Source organism: Hoeflea algicola (assembly GCF_026619415.1).
In the GTDB taxonomy this organism is placed as follows: Bacteria; Pseudomonadota; Alphaproteobacteria; order Rhizobiales; family Rhizobiaceae; genus Hoeflea; species Hoeflea algicola.
In genome coordinates this window covers 4,497,975-4,512,357 of the sequence record NZ_JAOVZR010000001.1, presented here as the reverse complement: position 1 = coordinate 4,512,357, position 14,383 = coordinate 4,497,975, and the positions used below count along the sequence as shown (strand labels likewise).

At 60.8% G+C, this 14,383-nt stretch carries 13 protein-coding genes; 5 read left to right on the top strand and 8 right to left on the bottom strand.

The window, feature by feature from the left end; all coding sequences use genetic code 11:
* The 3 genes from OEG84_RS21885 to OEG84_RS21875 all read right to left on the bottom strand — a co-directional run bounded on the left by OEG84_RS21885 (position 1) and on the right by OEG84_RS21875 (position 2,458).
* The gene (locus tag OEG84_RS21885) at positions 1–255 is read right to left on the bottom strand and encodes a DUF4170 domain-containing protein (protein WP_267655715.1); all 255 of its coding nucleotides are present in this window, start codon (positions 253–255) and stop codon (positions 1–3) included.
* A gap of 66 nt (positions 256–321) precedes the next feature.
* Positions 322–1,122 carry a 3'(2'),5'-bisphosphate nucleotidase CysQ gene (locus OEG84_RS21880; RefSeq protein WP_267656289.1) on the bottom strand — a complete coding sequence of 267 codons (801 nt, stop codon included), beginning with the start codon at positions 1,120–1,122 and terminating at the stop codon, positions 322–324.
* Positions 1,115–2,458 carry a TldD/PmbA family protein gene (locus tag OEG84_RS21875; protein WP_267655714.1) on the bottom strand — a complete coding sequence of 448 codons (1,344 nt, stop codon included), beginning with the start codon at positions 2,456–2,458 and terminating at the stop codon, positions 1,115–1,117. Before OEG84_RS21875 ends, OEG84_RS21880 begins: the two co-directional genes overlap by 8 nt.
* Positions 2,459–2,571: 113 nt before the next feature.
* Here OEG84_RS21875 and OEG84_RS21870 point away from each other — a divergent pair, with 113 nt between their 5' ends.
* The 4 genes from OEG84_RS21870 (at position 2,572) to OEG84_RS21855 (ending at position 6,810) form a co-directional block, all read left to right on the top strand.
* Positions 2,572–4,389 (top strand): monovalent cation:proton antiporter-2 (CPA2) family protein, encoded by a 1,818-nt coding sequence (locus OEG84_RS21870; RefSeq protein ID WP_267655713.1) that lies wholly within the window; start codon positions 2,572–2,574, stop codon positions 4,387–4,389.
* Between the two features lie 97 nt (positions 4,390–4,486).
* Positions 4,487–4,687 (top strand): hypothetical protein, encoded by a 201-nt coding sequence (locus tag OEG84_RS21865; RefSeq protein ID WP_267655712.1) that lies wholly within the window; start codon positions 4,487–4,489, stop codon positions 4,685–4,687.
* Between the two features lie 256 nt (positions 4,688–4,943).
* Positions 4,944–5,360 (top strand): VOC family protein, encoded by a 417-nt coding sequence (locus OEG84_RS21860; RefSeq protein ID WP_267655711.1) that lies wholly within the window; start codon positions 4,944–4,946, stop codon positions 5,358–5,360.
* Positions 5,361–5,367: 7 nt separating this feature from the next.
* Entirely contained in the window at positions 5,368–6,810 is a 1,443-nt protein-coding gene (locus OEG84_RS21855; RefSeq protein WP_267655710.1) for an MATE family efflux transporter, read from the top strand.
* Here the strand turns inward: OEG84_RS21855 and OEG84_RS21850 are convergent.
* From OEG84_RS21850 to OEG84_RS21840, 3 genes are read right to left on the bottom strand one after another with little or no spacing between them, the layout of a single operon-like run.
* Positions 6,807–7,685 carry a patatin-like phospholipase family protein gene (locus OEG84_RS21850; protein WP_267655709.1) on the bottom strand — a complete coding sequence of 293 codons (879 nt, stop codon included), beginning with the start codon at positions 7,683–7,685 and terminating at the stop codon, positions 6,807–6,809. The genes OEG84_RS21855 and OEG84_RS21850 overlap by 4 nt on opposite strands.
* Complete coding sequence (gene rsmD, locus OEG84_RS21845; RefSeq protein ID WP_267655708.1) at positions 7,682–8,299, bottom strand: 16S rRNA (guanine(966)-N(2))-methyltransferase RsmD; 618 nt, start codon at positions 8,297–8,299, stop codon at positions 7,682–7,684. Before rsmD ends, OEG84_RS21850 begins: the two co-directional genes overlap by 4 nt.
* Positions 8,280–9,857: a pseudouridine synthase gene (locus tag OEG84_RS21840; protein WP_267655707.1), complete on the bottom strand. Its 1,578-nt coding sequence runs from the start codon at positions 9,855–9,857 to the stop codon at positions 8,280–8,282. The genes rsmD and OEG84_RS21840 overlap by 20 nt, the downstream gene beginning before the upstream one ends.
* A gap of 186 nt (positions 9,858–10,043) precedes the next feature.
* Between OEG84_RS21840 and OEG84_RS21835 the strand changes: the two genes are divergently transcribed.
* Positions 10,044–10,490 (top strand): nucleoside deaminase, encoded by a 447-nt coding sequence (locus OEG84_RS21835; protein WP_267655706.1) that lies wholly within the window; start codon positions 10,044–10,046, stop codon positions 10,488–10,490.
* Positions 10,491–10,508: 18 nt separating this feature from the next.
* Here the strand turns inward: OEG84_RS21835 and OEG84_RS21830 are convergent, their stop codons facing one another.
* Together OEG84_RS21830 and ileS are read right to left on the bottom strand one after the other, a co-directional pair.
* The gene (locus OEG84_RS21830) at positions 10,509–11,177 is read right to left on the bottom strand and encodes a hypothetical protein (protein ID WP_267655705.1); all 669 of its coding nucleotides are present in this window, start codon (positions 11,175–11,177) and stop codon (positions 10,509–10,511) included.
* A 184-nt stretch (positions 11,178–11,361) separates the two neighbouring features.
* Positions 11,362–14,373, bottom strand: coding sequence for an isoleucine--tRNA ligase (ileS, locus tag OEG84_RS21825; RefSeq protein WP_267655704.1), 3,012 nt, complete (start codon positions 14,371–14,373; stop codon positions 11,362–11,364).
* Positions 14,374–14,383 lie beyond the last annotated feature (10 nt).

The window sequence follows — 14,383 nt, the reverse complement described above, 5'->3', positions numbered from 1 at the left end:
TCAGTCCGAGGACTTGGTTTTGCTGTCGCTGCTGGGGTCGAGCATCCGGTGCATATGCACGATGAAATAACGCATATGGGCATTGTCCACTGTCATCTGCGCCTTGGCCTTCCAGGCCTGGTGGGCAGTGGCATAGTTGGGATAGATGCCAACGATGTCGAGCGCGTTCAAATCCCTGAAATCCATTGAATCCAGATCCTTGAGCTCACCACCAAACACTAGGTGCAAAAGCTGCTTGTCTTCACTTTCTGCCATGGGAATACTCCACGTTCAAACGCTGCGGTCAGTCAGAGCGCGGTTTGCGTCAAAACCAGTGAAAGGTCAATGCCCGGCGGCGGGCTGGAAAGGCTCGAGCAATTGTGCAAGCTGGCCTTCGGACGCTGCCAGCATCAATGCGCGAGAAGGATCGGGGGCGTTGTAGCGCATGCGCGCGCCCTGCAGATCCACCAGCCGATGGCCGGTTTCGCCAAGCATGACATCGGCTGCGGCTAGGTCCCATTCATTCGAACTTGGCCGGATGTAGACGCCGTCGAAATCCCCTCGAGCCACGGCTGCCAGCCGAAGCGCCAGCGAGGGACCGCCCGGCACCTTGTCAACCGCGCCATCCGCTCCGGGACGCATGTGCTTGATGACGATGTCGGGCACCACGACCCGCAGCGGCGCGGCACCCTGCTCGCTGGTGTCGAATACGAGTTTCTTACCATTGAGAAAGGCACCTGCGCCAAGGCTCGCTTGCCAGACCTCACCGAGCGCCGGCGCCACCAGCACGCCGGCAACCGGCAGCCCGTCCTCGACAACGCCGATGCTGACGCACCACTCTTTGCGACCGGCGACATAGGCGCGGGTCCCGTCGATCGGGTCGACCACGAAAATCCGGCGGTGGGACAACCTGAGTTCGTTGTCCTCGGCCTCCTCGGACAACCAGCCATAGTCTGGCCGGGCGGCGAGCAGCGTTGTCTGAAGCAGCCTGTCGATTGCCACATCGGCTTCGCTGACCGGCGAGCGCCCCTCGTTCTTGTACCAGACGCCCGGATCCTTGCGGAAAAAGCGCATGGCGATCTCGGCGGCCTCGTGCGAGGCCTTCAGGATAAGTCCGAGGTCTTCGGCGTAGGGGTCAATCACCGGCAAGCGTCATGCCTTCCACGGCTATGGTCGGGGCCGCGACCGAGAACTTGGTGTCGATGTCGTCGGCCAGCGTCATGCGCTTGAACATGTCCTTGAGATTGGAAGCAATCGTGACTTCCGATACCGGGAAACTGATTTCACCATTCTCGATCCAGAAACCGGATGCGCCGCGGCTATATTCGCCGGTAATCGCGTTGACACCCTGACCGATGAGTTCGGTGACATAAAAGCCGGTGCCGACCGAGGCGATCAGTTGCTCGCGGGTCTGCTCTCCGGGAGAGACAATCACATTGGTCGACGATGGCGAAACCCCGCCGCCGCGACTGGCGCGGCCATTGCTGGTAAGGCCGAGTTCCCGGGCCACGGCGGTCGTCAGGTACCACTGTCTGAGAACCCCATCCTCGACCATGGTCAGCGCACCCATCGACACGCCTTCGCCGTCAAACGGGCGCGACCCCGGCCCACGGCGGATGAAGGGATCATCTATCAGGGTGAGCCCCGGTATTGCTACCTGCTGGTCCATCATGTCCTTGAGGAAACTGGTCTTGCGGGCAACCGAGGCGCCATTGATGGCCGACACCAGGTGGCCGATCAGCCCGCGCGAGACGCGCGGATCAAACACCACATTGATATTGGATCCGGTCTTGACCTTGCGCGGATTGACACGGGCGACGACCCGCTCACCGGCGTTGCGACCAATGAGTTCGGGCGCATCGAGGTCCCCATAGAAAACGCGACTGTCAAAATCATAGTCGCGCTCCATCTTCACGCCCTCGCCGGCGATGACGCTGACGGAGTGGGAAAAGCCCGAGCGCTCGAAGGCACCGGAAAAATCGTGCGAGGTGGCCAGCACCATGCCAAACAGGCCCGCGCCGGCGCCAGCTCCCACGGAACTGCTCACACCCGGAACCTCCAGTGCCGCGGCTTCAGCCTTCTTGGCGGCGTCTATCAAGGCTTCTGCCGGTGGCTCGGTCGGATCGAACAGATCAAGATCGGGCCAATCGCTGGCCAGCATGTCGGCATCGGCGAGGCAGGCGTGCGGATCTTCCGGCGAGACCTGCGCCATGGCCACCGCACGCGCAGCAAGGGCAGCCTCATCGGCGTTCTGGCCGGCATGCACCGTGGCCACTTTCTGGCCGACAAACACCCGAAGGCTGAAGGCGTCGGATTCAGACGATTCGGTGTTTTCCACCTGACCGTTGCGCACCGAGGCCGATCGCGAGCGGCGGCGCACCACCAGCGCGTCGGCCTGGTCGGCGCCAGCGCTGCGGGCGTGGCTGATCAGGCGCTCGGCGGTTGCCAGCAGTCCTTCGGATTGATTTGTTTCGCTCATGATTTTTCGCCTTTCACTTGGCTCTCATGTATTGTCCCGAGGGTCAAGCATCAAGCCCGACCTGTTCGGGATGACCTTGTCTCTCGTCTGGAACCAATGATGGAGCGCCATGAATGGCCGTAGCCGAAGTGAGCCTATACACGCAGGGTCTTGTTCTGTTGTGCGGGGCAATCGTTGCCGCGCCGCTGTTCAAGAAACTCGGCCTTGGCACCGTGCTGGGTTATCTTGCCGCCGGAATCGTCATCGGGCCGCTGCTTCGGATAATTACTGACGGCGAGGAAATTCTCCATTTCGCCGAACTCGGCGTGGTGCTGCTGCTGTTTGTCATCGGGCTCGAGCTCAAGCCGTCACGGCTCTGGCAATTGCGCCGCGATATTTTCGGCCTCGGGCTTGTTCAGGTGCTGTTTTCGGCGCTGCTGCTCGCCGCCGCCGCGGTGGCGTTGGCCGGACAAGCCTGGGCCGCCGCCGTCATCATCGGCTTTGGACTGGCATTGTCATCAACCGCTTTCGGAATCCAGATTCTTGATGAACGCGGAGACCTCAACACCCGCTATGGCCAGCAATCGTTTTCGATCCTGCTGTTCCAGGATCTGGCGATCGTGCCAATCCTGGCACTGGTGCCACTGCTTGCGCATGCCCCGGACAATGGCGGCGGCTCGATCATCTCCGATATTGCGATCACGGTTGGCGCTATCGTGGCACTGCTTGTTGCCGGCCGTTACCTGCTCAATCCGCTGTTTCAACTGATCGCCGGAACCGGCGCCAAGGAAGCGATGATCGCGGCTGCACTGTTCGTGGTGCTCGGGGCTGCAATGCTGATGCAATTCGCCGGCCTGTCGATGGCGATGGGCGCGTTCGTCGCCGGCGTGATGCTGGCCGAATCTTCTTACCGGCACGAGTTGGAAGCCGATATCGAGCCGTTTCGCGGCATTTTGCTGGGCTTGTTCTTCATGGCCGTCGGGCTGTCGGTGGATCTGGCGGTCATCGGTGACAACATCGTGCTGCTCGTGATTGCCGTGCCGGTGCTGATGATAATCAAGGGACTGGTGATTTACAGTGCATGCCGGGCATTCGGTTCAAGCCACAACACCAGCATCCAGATTGCCTGCCTGCTGCCCCAGGGCGGCGAATTCGGATTCGTGATTTTCAGTGCGGCAGCAGCGGCAGGCGTATTCTCTCATGGCACTGCGTCGATGCTGGTGGCGATCGTCACCATCTCGATGGCGCTGACACCGGTTGCCTCCGTGCTTGCCAAGCGGGTGATGCGCGATACCGACACCGAACAGATGGACGAGGATTTCGCCGGTGCGGGCGCCGATGTCCTGATGATCGGATTTTCCCGGTTCGGCCAGATCGCCTCGCAAATTCTGCTGGCGGGCGGCTCCGATGTCACCATCATCGACCATTCCGCGGAACGGATAAGATCCGCCTCGAAATTCGGGTTCCGGATCTACTTCGGCGACGGCACCCGCAAGGACGTGCTTATTGCGGCCGGCATCAAGCGGACGAAAATCGTCGCCGTGTGCACCCACAAGCAGGAAACCACCGACAAGATCGTTGACATGATCCAGGCAGAGTTTCCGACCGCGCGTATCTTCGCCCGCGCTTATGACCGGACCCACACGCTGTCGCTACGCGCACGCGGCGTCGACTACGAGGCGCGGGAGACGTTTGAATCGGGCATGGTGTTCGGGCGCAAGACACTCGAGGCGCTGGGCACGGCGGAGGAGCAGGCGCTCGAGATCAGCCACGACATCCGTCGCCGCGATGAAGAGCGGCTTGCCATGCAGGCGGTGGCAGGAATGCTGGCCGGCCAGGAGAAGCTGCTGACCAGACCGGTCACTCCGGAGCCGCTGATCAAGCCCAAACGCAAGTCCGAACGGCTCGACAAGCCATCGGAGCGGGATCACCAGGTTTCCGACCCGGCGTGAGCGCGTTCGCGGCCGGAATATGTGTTTCCGAATGGGCACGGGGAACGAAACCGGTCGCGGCGCATTGTATCCCTGATTTTATCAAGGAGACTTTCTGATGGCCAATCGTGAACGGGACACCACAATTGTCACCACCAGTTCAGGCGGGGCAGGTTGGTTTGTCGCAGTGCTGCTGCTAATCGTCCTCGCCCTTGGCGGATACTATCTATACAGCACCGGCGTTCTGGGCGGCGGTAGCGATGTCAACATCTCGATCGATGTTCCCAAGGACGTGGTTCCGGACGCTACGGCGAATTAACTGGCATGCCGCTGAGAAGCGGCCAATTCACCGGTCTGGGGTGAAATTCCCCGGCCGTTTCTTGGTCGCCATCAAGGAACCAATGTCTGCCGAGATTGCCGAAGCTGCATTCCGCCGGTGACCAAAATAGCTTGTCCAACCAGTATAATTGGGCGCATTGATTGGGGAAGCGCGCCAACCAGCATCTGGACAATCCGCTCAAACCCGATATCACCGTGTTGGTCCTGCCTGGTATCTGGTTGAAGGAAGACACCTCATGACGCCTTTTCACCTCGCCTTTCCGATTTCCGACATTGAAGAGACCCGCCATTTTTATGGCGAGGTGCTCGGCTGCCAGATGGGTCGCTTTACCGAGACCTGGATCGATTTCAGCCTGTTCGGCCATCAGATGTCCGGGCATGTGCGCGCCGACGCTGCACCCGCGGCAGCTTCCGGAGCGGTTGACGGGCATTCAGTTCCAATCCCGCATTTCGGGGTCGTTTTGCAGATGAATGACTGGAAGGCGCTGGCCCAAAGGCTTGAGCAGGCGGAAGGCATCGACTGGATCATGAAACCCAATCTCCGGTTCGAAGGTCAGCCGGGAGAACAAGCGACTCTTTTCATCCGTGACCCCTCGGGAAATGCCCTCGAGTTCAAGGGCTTTTCAGATCTGGAACAGGTCTTCGCTTCTTGACCGGCACGTGGCCACCAACGTCATGACCGGGGCCAACGTCCAGCAAGCGAAATTTGTCACCGGCTCGACGATGCGACATGTGATCACCATGACCGCCACCGGTTCGATCGGGCTGGTGGCGATCTTCATCGTTGACGCGCTGAACCTGTTTTACATCTCGCTGCTGGGGCAATTGGAACTGGCAGCGGCGATCGGCTACGCCGGTACGCTGCTTTTTTTCAGCACTTCGATTGCCATTGGACTGTCGATTGCGGCGACCGCCTTGACCGCGCGGGCACTGGGCCGCGGCCAGCGTGGCGAGGCCCGGGAAATCGCCGGGGCATCAATTGCCTATATGCTGATCTTGATGATCGCGACTGTCGCCATTGCGTTTCCGTTTCTGGGCGAGATGGTCCGGATGATGGGGGCTCAGAGCCGGACAGCGGAGTTGGCAACAGAATTCATGCAGATTGTGCTGCCATCGCTGCCAGTGCTGGGCACCGGCATGTGTCTGGGTGCGCTGCTGCATGCGGTTGGCGACGCCAAGCGCGCCATGTATGTGACATTGGGCGCAGGCGCACTGACAGCAGTGCTCGATCCCATCTTCATCTTCGGCTTTGACCTCGGCATTCATGGTGCGGCGATCGCAACGGTGATCTCGCGGTTCGTTCTGGTGGCAATCGGCCTGCACGGACTGATCAGGGTTCACAATCTGATCGCGCTGCCCTCTCTCGGAATGATGTCGCGGGAATTCCGGGGCTTTCTGGCAATCGGACTGCCGGCGTTGATGACACAAATCGCCACACCGGTTGGCAACACCTATGTGACCACCACCATGGCCGAACATGGCGATGCGGCTGTCGCCGGATGGGCGGTGGTCGGACGGTTGATCCCCGTAGCCTTTGGCGCGCTGTTTGCGCTGTCGGGCGCAATTGGCCCCATTCTCGGACAGAATTATGGCGCCAGGCAGTTCGATCGGTTGATGTCGACCATGCGCGACAGCCTGATTTTCATCATGATCTACACACTGGTGGTGTGGGCGCTACTGGCGCTGTTTCGCAACCAGATCGCCGACCTGTTCGGCGCCGAGGGCGCTGCGCGCGACGTGATTGTCTTCTTCTGCCTGTTCGTGGCCGGCAGTTTCGTCTTTAACGGCATGCTGTTTGTCGCCAACGCCGCGTTCAACAATCTCGGTTTTGCGCTTTATTCGACCGTGTTCAACTGGAGCCGCTCGACGCTGGGCGTCATTCCATTCGTCTGGCTCGGCGCCCACTGGTATGGCGCGGAGGGTGCGCTTGCCGGCTATGGTCTGGGTGCGGTGGTGTTTGGCCTTGCTGCGGTGATCGTCAGTTTCCGGGTGATCGGCAATATCGGCACGCATGACGGCGGCGACGCTGGCACCGCAATACCGATTCGCACGCCGCCCGCCGGACAATCGGCCTTTACCAGCGGCAAGGCCTCGACACTTTAGGCTGAAAACGTAAAGGCAGCGTCGAGATCGTGCTTGAGCTGCTCGGCAACGCCGGCCGAATCGGCCAGAATTTCCTTGGCCTTGAGGAAATCCAGCACCCGGTAGCGGTGCACTTCCGGCCGGAGCAGGATGTGCGGTGGATGGGTCTTGCACTTCATCTCGATGATCGATTGCATCATCAACTGGCTGGCGCCGAACATCATGTCGATGGTCGATGGTGCCTGACCGGGCGTGCCCGAGGGCAGGCCAACAACATCGACGCCGATGATGATATCGGCCAGCCCGGTTAATTGATCAAACGGTACCGGATTGAAAATGCCGCCGTCAATCATCACCCGGTCATCGACCAGAACAGGCCGGAACACGGCGGGAATGGCTGCGGAGGCAGCCAGCGCACAGCGCAGGTCACCATGGTCGCAAACCACTTCGCTGTGGCCGTAATAGTCGGTAACCATGATCCTGGTCGGGATCTTGAGTTCTTCGAAAGTGCGGGCCACCGCGTCGGGAAGCAATGCTTCGAGAATGCGCTCGATATCAAACTGCCCCAATCGAAGGCCGCTCTCGAAGATACCCTTGGCGCCGCGCGGATGGGCCGCTTTCCAGATCCGCCCGATCGCGCTTGCCGGCTTGCTGACGGTGGCGAGACTGTGGTCGCGAATTTCAGCGCCAGTCATGCCAGAGGCCATCGCAGCGCCCATGATCGAACCGATCGATGAACCAGCGATCGCCACCGGCTTGATGCCCATGGCATCAAGTGTCTCGATCACATGGATATGAGCAAACCCGCGTGCACCGCCGCCGCCAAAGGCAATCGCCACCGTCGGATCACCCGAACGGGGTGGCGACGGGGGGCGGGTGATGCTGATGTCGGTCATGACTTAGGTCCGCTTTCAAGCGCGTTGGCGACAATGCCCTCATCGCCGCTGCTGGCTTGAACAGTATAGCGGAACAAATGCATATGTGTGTCACCGAATGCACGGTCTTCAAGCAGCGCGAACGCCGGACCGGGAACGATTTCCGCTGCGGCCTCTTCCTCAAGCACCACCAACGCGCCGTCGGCGATCCAGCCGCCGCGGGCTGCCGATGCGAGCGCCCGATCACCCAGGCCCTTGCCATAGGGCGGATCGGCAAACACCAGATCAAAAGGCCCGACGGTACCGGACGGTCCTAGCTTGGTGGCATCACGCCGAAACAGCCGCGCCCTGCCCTGCAGACCCATGGTTTCGATGTTCTTCTGGATAAGGCCACGTCCTTCGACACCGCTTTCGACAAACAGTGCCGTGCGGCAGCCACGCGACAGCGCTTCCAGTCCCAGCGCGCCGGTGCCTGCGAACAGATCCAACACCCGAGTTTCGCTCAAGGAATCGGGATAGGCGTGACTTAATATGTTGAACAGGCTCTCGCGGCTCCGGTCGGTGGTCGGCCGGATTGCTTGGGTCTTTGGCGCGGCAAGGCTCCTGCCGCGAAACTCACCGCCGACGATCCGCACCCGGTCCCCGTCCCTTTCCAGCTGCCGGCTTGCCGGAACGCTCACCGCCCGAAGGCTTTCCACCCGGGCCCTTGCCTGGCCCCCGGTCTGGTCCCTTGCCAGTTCCCTTGAACCCGCCAGCGCTGCCGGGCTTGCCGGAAGCGGGACTCGCCGCCGATTTGCCGCGCGGCCGGTCTGCGTCACGGCCGGGCTTGCCCTCGCCGCCGGCATCCCGGTCAGGACGCGGCTTGGCGCGACCCTTGGGGAAGCTGCCGCGCCGGGTCTCGGCACGCTGGTCGGTACGGCCAGACTTGCTTGCCGGCCGCTCTTCGCCACGCTCGCCCTCGCCCTTTTTAGCGTCGGAGACGGGACGCGCGCCCGGCGCCATCCACACATTGGTGGCGCGGCTGCGCTGGACGAAACTGCGCTTGGCCGGCTTGCCACCAGGCTCCTCGTTGCGTCCGCCGCTCGGCTTTTCTCCGCGGCTCCACTCGGGCTTGTCGCCACGGGGTCTATCGGGCTTGTCGCCCCGGAACCGGTCCGGTTTGTCGCCAAAGGGTTTGCGTTCGCTGCGGTCACGGTCCGGGCCACGGCCGGCATCCTTGCCGTCACGGGCGGGCCGGCCTGGCTTGGTATCGAGCCGGGCGCGGGCGCGTTCTGTTTTCTCGGAACTCGAAATCCACTCGCGCTGGACCGGCTTGGCCGCAGGTTTGGGTTTGGCGTCGGGCTTCGGCGGAGCAAGATGCTCGCTCAAAGGGGCATCAAAATTGGCGCCAGACTGCTCGATCATGCGCTCGCCGAGCTGTTCACGCAGGGTCCGGCTCTTGACCTCGACAACCTCGCCCTCGCGAATATCGCCAAGCTGGAACGGTCCGAACGAGATACGGATCAGGCGGTTGACGTCGAGACCCAGCGCGCCGAGTACATTCTTGATTTCCCGGTTCTTGCCTTCACGCAAACCCATGGTGATCCAGACATTGTGGCCCTGCTTGCGGTCAAGCGTGGCTTCGATCCCGCCATAGAGTACGCCATCAACTGCAATGCCGTCCTTGAGCGCATCAAGCCGCGCCTGATCGATATCGCCATAGGCGCGGACCCGATAGCGCCTGAGCCAACCGGTCTCGGGCAATTCAAGTGTGCGCGCCAACCCGCCGTCATTGGTGAGCAGCAACAGGCCCTCGGTGTTGATATCCAGACGACCGATGCTCAGCACCCGCGGCAAATGATTCGGCAGCGCATCGAACACCGTTCTGCGGCCTTCGGGATCTCGGTTGGTGGTCACCAGCCCGGCGGGCTTGTGATAGACCCACAGCCGGGTCCGCTCGATGCCGGCGACCTCTTCGTTATCAACCTCGATGCGGTCAGCCAGCGAGACGACGACCGCCGGGCTGTCGAGCACCTTGCCGTTGACCTTGATCCTGCCCTCGGCAACCATCCGCTCGACATCGCGACGCGAGGCAACGCCGACGCGCGCCAGGATTTTGGCGATGCGTCCGCTTTCCACCGGGCTCTCGGCGCTCGCGGCTGCGGCGCCTTCGGATTGGGTCTTGCCGCGTTTGGGCTTGTCTTGTTCGGTCATATGTTGTTTGCCTGCCTTTACAGCGCCGCGCGCCAAGTGTGACGCGAAACGGCCGCTGTAGCACGTTTTATTTGCGCACAAGCATTTCATCGGTTTGGTTCCGGCTTAAAGGCTTATGCTGCGGTGGATGGCTGTCTATCAGGTTGAACGGACGGGGTTAAGGGGTTTCATGCGCCGGGGCGTCACATGATCAGCACAAGTTACATGGATATGGCGCTGGAACAGGCCCGGGCTGCGGCTGACCGCGGCGAAGTGCCTGTGGGCGCAGTGGTGGTGCGCGACGGCGTGGTTCTGGCGCGTGCAGGAAACCGCACCCGCGAACTCAACGATATCACTGCCCATGCCGAAATCCTTGCCATCAGGCAAGCCGCCCAACAACTCGGCAGCGAACGGCTTATCGATGCCGATCTCTACGTAACGCTCGAGCCATGCACCATGTGCGCGGCGGCAATCTCGTTTGCCCGGTTGCGGCGGCTGTATTTCGGGGCCGAGGACGAGAAAGGCGGGGCGGTCGTCAACGGCGTATGTTTTTTCAACCAGCCAACCTGCCATCACAGCCCGGAAATCTACCCGGACCTGGCCTCAACCGACGCCACGCGGCTGCTCAAGGATTTCTTTCAAGGCCGGCGCTGAGCCGGCAGCTGATTAGTATTACCAGGGCCACCAGGAACGTTTGCCGGTGCCTGCCTTCTTGGCTTCGGAAATCCGGCGCCGCTCCTTGGCGCGTTCGGGCTCGCCCAGTTCACCAACCGGCGCTGTCTCGGCGGGTTTGCGATAGGTCAGCGGCGGATCGGACAGGAACCGGCGCCGATCCGAATAGGCGCCCTTCTCGATTTTCCGCGCCTGCTGGTAGGCCTTTCGCTTGCTGGCTTCATTAATCGTATCCTGCGGGGTCGGAGGACCATCGGCCCGACCGCCAGACGTGATGGCGCGGGTGGATGACGAACCAGATCCCCGCCTGGCCAGGGGCGAAGTGAACGTCGAGCTGTTTGGATTGGCATCAGCTTCGGCAACCAGACGCGCGCGCGTTTGTTCGGGAGATTCCACCCAAGCCGGGTTGTTTTCGACAACGCTTTGCTGCGGCACTGGCAGGTTCGCGGTCTCGGCCGGCTTGACGATGTCCGGACGCGGTTTGTAGTCGATATCCGCACCCTTCCTGGGTTGGCCGATCGAGGCGATGTTGCCGATGTCATCCACCAACTGTTCGGTCGAAGTCTTGTCGGTGCCATAGGTCGGCCCCAGGCAACCCGACAGGGTCAAGCTTGCGGCAATGAGTGCGCCTATGATCACGCCAGCGCGGTACTCAATCTTCATTGTCATGCGTTGTGTCCCGTCTCAGACCGTCAATTGGGAAATCTAACTGCTTGTCGCCGTACATTCCGGCCATTTTCAGGCAGGTTTTACCGGATCACCGCAACAAGGGCAATTGACCCGGCGAAATTTGACACGAGGTCAGAATATGAACGCGCCGGGGAGCGGACAAACCCGGGCCCCGACGCAGTTTTTACAGGCGACCCAATGCCTTGAGTTCATGCAGGGCGGCGGCATCGCGAGCCGACACATCGGGGAATGCCGGATCCGCGCCGACATCATCAGTGATCCGCCACGACCGAGCGCATTTGCGGCCCTCCGCCAATGCCGGGACAACCGAAACCGCGGCCACATCATCGAGCCGGAACGCATCATCAGGGCCGACAACAGTCTCCACCCGCACCCCAGAGGTGATGCAGACTTCGGCGAAATCGCTATCGCCAACCGCCACGACCAGCGCCGGATCCGTGATGTGGACAACGGGTGCGGCCTCCAGCGACGAACCGATGCGCTTTTCGCGGCGCTCGATTTCCAGCGCGCCGGTAACGACCTTTCGCACGGTACGGATCTTCTTCCACTTGGCGGCAAGCGAATCGTCACGCCATTTGGCAGGCACATCGGGGAACTGCTCGAGATGAACCGATTCGGCATCGGGATGTTGTGCAAGCCAGGCTTCCTCCATGGTGAAGGGCAGCATCGGCGCAAGCCAGGTCACCAGGCAGTTGAAGATGGTGCGGATCACCTGAAGAGAGGCTTTTCGGCGCAGGCTTGAGGGTGCGTCGCAATAGAGCGCGTCCTTGCGGATGTCGAAATAAAACGCCGAAAGCTCGATATTGGCGAAATCGGTGAGGGCCCGGGCAACACGTTTGAAGTCGAAATTGTCGTAACCGGTGCGTACCAGACCATCAAGTTCCGACAACCGGTGCAGCATCAAACGCTCGAGCTCCGGCATGTCCGCCATCGGCACAGTGTCGCCCTCATCATGGGCCAAGGTGCCCAGAATCCAGCGGATGGTATTCCTGAGCTTGCGGTAGGCATCGATATTGGTCTTGATGACGGTCTTGCCGAGGCGCTGGTCTTCCCAATAATCCGTGTTCATCACCCACAGACGCAGGATATCGGCGCCCGATTCCTTCATGATGTCCTGCGGAAACACCTGATTGTTGAGCGATTTTGACATCTTGCGACCGTCTTCCGCCATGGTGAAGCCATGGGTGATGACGGCGTCATAAGGTGCACGGCCACGGGTGGCGCAGCTTTCGAGCAGCGAGGAATGGAACCAACCGCGATGCTGGTCGGAGCCTTCGAGATAGACATCGGCCGGCCATTTGAGATCCGGACGATCTTCCAGCGTGAAGACATGAGTGCAGCCCGAATCAAACCAGACATCGAGAATGTCGGTGACCTGGAGCCATTTCGGATCGCTTGCCAAATCGCCCAGAAACCGCTCGCGGGCACCTTGCGCAAACCAGGCGTCGGCGCCCTCAGCCTCGAAGGCTTCGAGAATGCGGGCGTTGACGCCATCATCGTCGAGCACATTGCCATCGACATCGGCGAAGACACAGATCGGCACGCCCCAGGCGCGCTGACGTGACAGCACCCAGTCAGGACGGTCTTCGATCATGCCGCGCAGGCGGTTCTGGCCGGCAGAGGGTACGAAACGCGTGTCTTCGATGCCCTTTAGCGCACGCGAGCGCAAAGTCGTGCCGTCACCGAAATCCTTGTCCATGTAGACAAACCACTGCGGCGTGTTGCGGAAGATGATCGGCTTCTTGGAGCGCCAGGAATGCGGGTAATCATGCTTGAGACGGCCACGTGCAAACAGATTGCCCGCCTCGATCAGCGCGGTGATGACAGCCTGGTTGGCGTCGCCCTTCTTGCCCTTGTCGTCGATCACCCGCGCCGGTCCGCCTTCGCGGTCTGGTCCGAGACCGGGGACATCCTTGGTGTAGAAACCGGCGTCATCGACGGTGAAGGGGATCGCCGAAGAAATCCCGCGCGCCTCGATGTCGCGGGCAGCATCCATCCAGGCTTCAAAGTCTTCACGACCATGACCGGGGGCGGTATGGACAAAGCCGGTACCAGCATCATCTGTGACGTGATCGCCGGCGATGAGTGGCACGCCAAAATCATAGCCACCGCCGAGTCCTTTGAGCGGGTGGTCGCAGACCATGCCTTCGAAAATTCCCCAAGGCACAAGATCAACAAGTTTAAACGTCAGCTTTGCCTTAGCCGCGCACTCTTCGGCCAATTGCTTGGCAAAAATCAATTTCTCACCAGGCTGCGGGCCGAAATCATTCTCGGTCGCTGTGACCTCATAAAGCCCATACTCGATCCGCGGTGAAAATGAGACCGCGCGGTTGCCCGGAATGGTCCACGGAGTCGTGGTCCAAATAACGACAGAACTCCCCTTCAACCAATCAAAATTGCCGGGAGTTACATTTCCAACAATGTTTCCACCATCAACAGAAAGATCACCCACGCTATTGAAGCCTTCGGAGACTACAATCTTCGACACCGGAAACTTCACCCAGATCGTGTCGCTTTCATAAGTCTGATACTCGACTTCGGCCTCGGCCAATGCCGTGCGTTCGACCACCGACCACATGATCGGCTTGGAGCCGCGATAGAGCTGGCCGGATTTGGCGATCTTCAAAAGTTCGCCGGCGATGCGGGCTTCGGATTTGAAATCCATGGTCTTGTAGGGATGGTCGAAATCGCCTTCGATGCCGAGACGCTTGAATTCCTCGGACTGGACATCAACCCAGCGCTGCGCCCAGTTGCGGCATTCCTTGCGGAATTCGATCATCGCAGCAGGATCTTTCAGATCAGGCTTTTCCTTGCCCTTGGAGCGGTAGTTCTCTTCCTCGATCTTCCATTCGATCGGCAGGCCGTGACAATCCCAGCCCGGGACATAGTTGGAATCAAAACCACGCATCTGGAACGAGCGGGTGATGACATCTTTCAGGATCTTGTTGAGCGCGTGGCCGATATGGATGTTGCCGTTGGCGTAGGGCGGGCCATCATGCAGCACATATTTGGGGCGGTCGGCAGAGGATGCACGCAGCTTGTCGTAGAGACGCATTTCTTGCCAGCGGGCAACCAGTTCGGGCTCCTTCTTGGGCAATCCGCCGCGCATCGGGAACTCGGTTTCGGGCAGATAGAGCGTCTTGGAATAATCGAGCTTTTCGGTGTTGTCGGTCATGGTGTCGCAA

What these genes read in the sequence shown, in the direction of transcription:
- OEG84_RS21860 (WP_267655711.1), top strand. Translation starts at nt 4,944, where the DNA reads ATGACGCCTTTTCACCTCGCCTTTCCGATTTCCGACATTGAAGAGACC.
- OEG84_RS21835 (WP_267655706.1), top strand. Translation starts at nt 10,044, where the DNA reads ATGATCAGCACAAGTTACATGGATATGGCGCTGGAACAGGCCCGGGCT.
- OEG84_RS21870 (WP_267655713.1), top strand. Translation starts at nt 2,572, where the DNA reads ATGGCCGTAGCCGAAGTGAGCCTATACACGCAGGGTCTTGTTCTGTTG.
- OEG84_RS21850 (WP_267655709.1), bottom strand. Translation starts at nt 7,685, where the DNA reads ATGACCGACATCAGCATCACCCGCCCCCCGTCGCCACCCCGTTCGGGT.
- OEG84_RS21840 (WP_267655707.1), bottom strand. Translation starts at nt 9,857, where the DNA reads ATGACCGAACAAGACAAGCCCAAACGCGGCAAGACCCAATCCGAAGGC.
- OEG84_RS21865 (WP_267655712.1), top strand. Translation starts at nt 4,487, where the DNA reads ATGGCCAATCGTGAACGGGACACCACAATTGTCACCACCAGTTCAGGC.
- OEG84_RS21875 (WP_267655714.1), bottom strand. Translation starts at nt 2,458, where the DNA reads ATGAGCGAAACAAATCAATCCGAAGGACTGCTGGCAACCGCCGAGCGC.
- OEG84_RS21885 (WP_267655715.1), bottom strand. Translation starts at nt 255, where the DNA reads ATGGCAGAAAGTGAAGACAAGCAGCTTTTGCACCTAGTGTTTGGTGGT.
- OEG84_RS21830 (WP_267655705.1), bottom strand. Translation starts at nt 11,177, where the DNA reads ATGACAATGAAGATTGAGTACCGCGCTGGCGTGATCATAGGCGCACTC.
- ileS (WP_267655704.1), bottom strand. Translation starts at nt 14,373, where the DNA reads ATGACCGACAACACCGAAAAGCTCGATTATTCCAAGACGCTCTATCTG.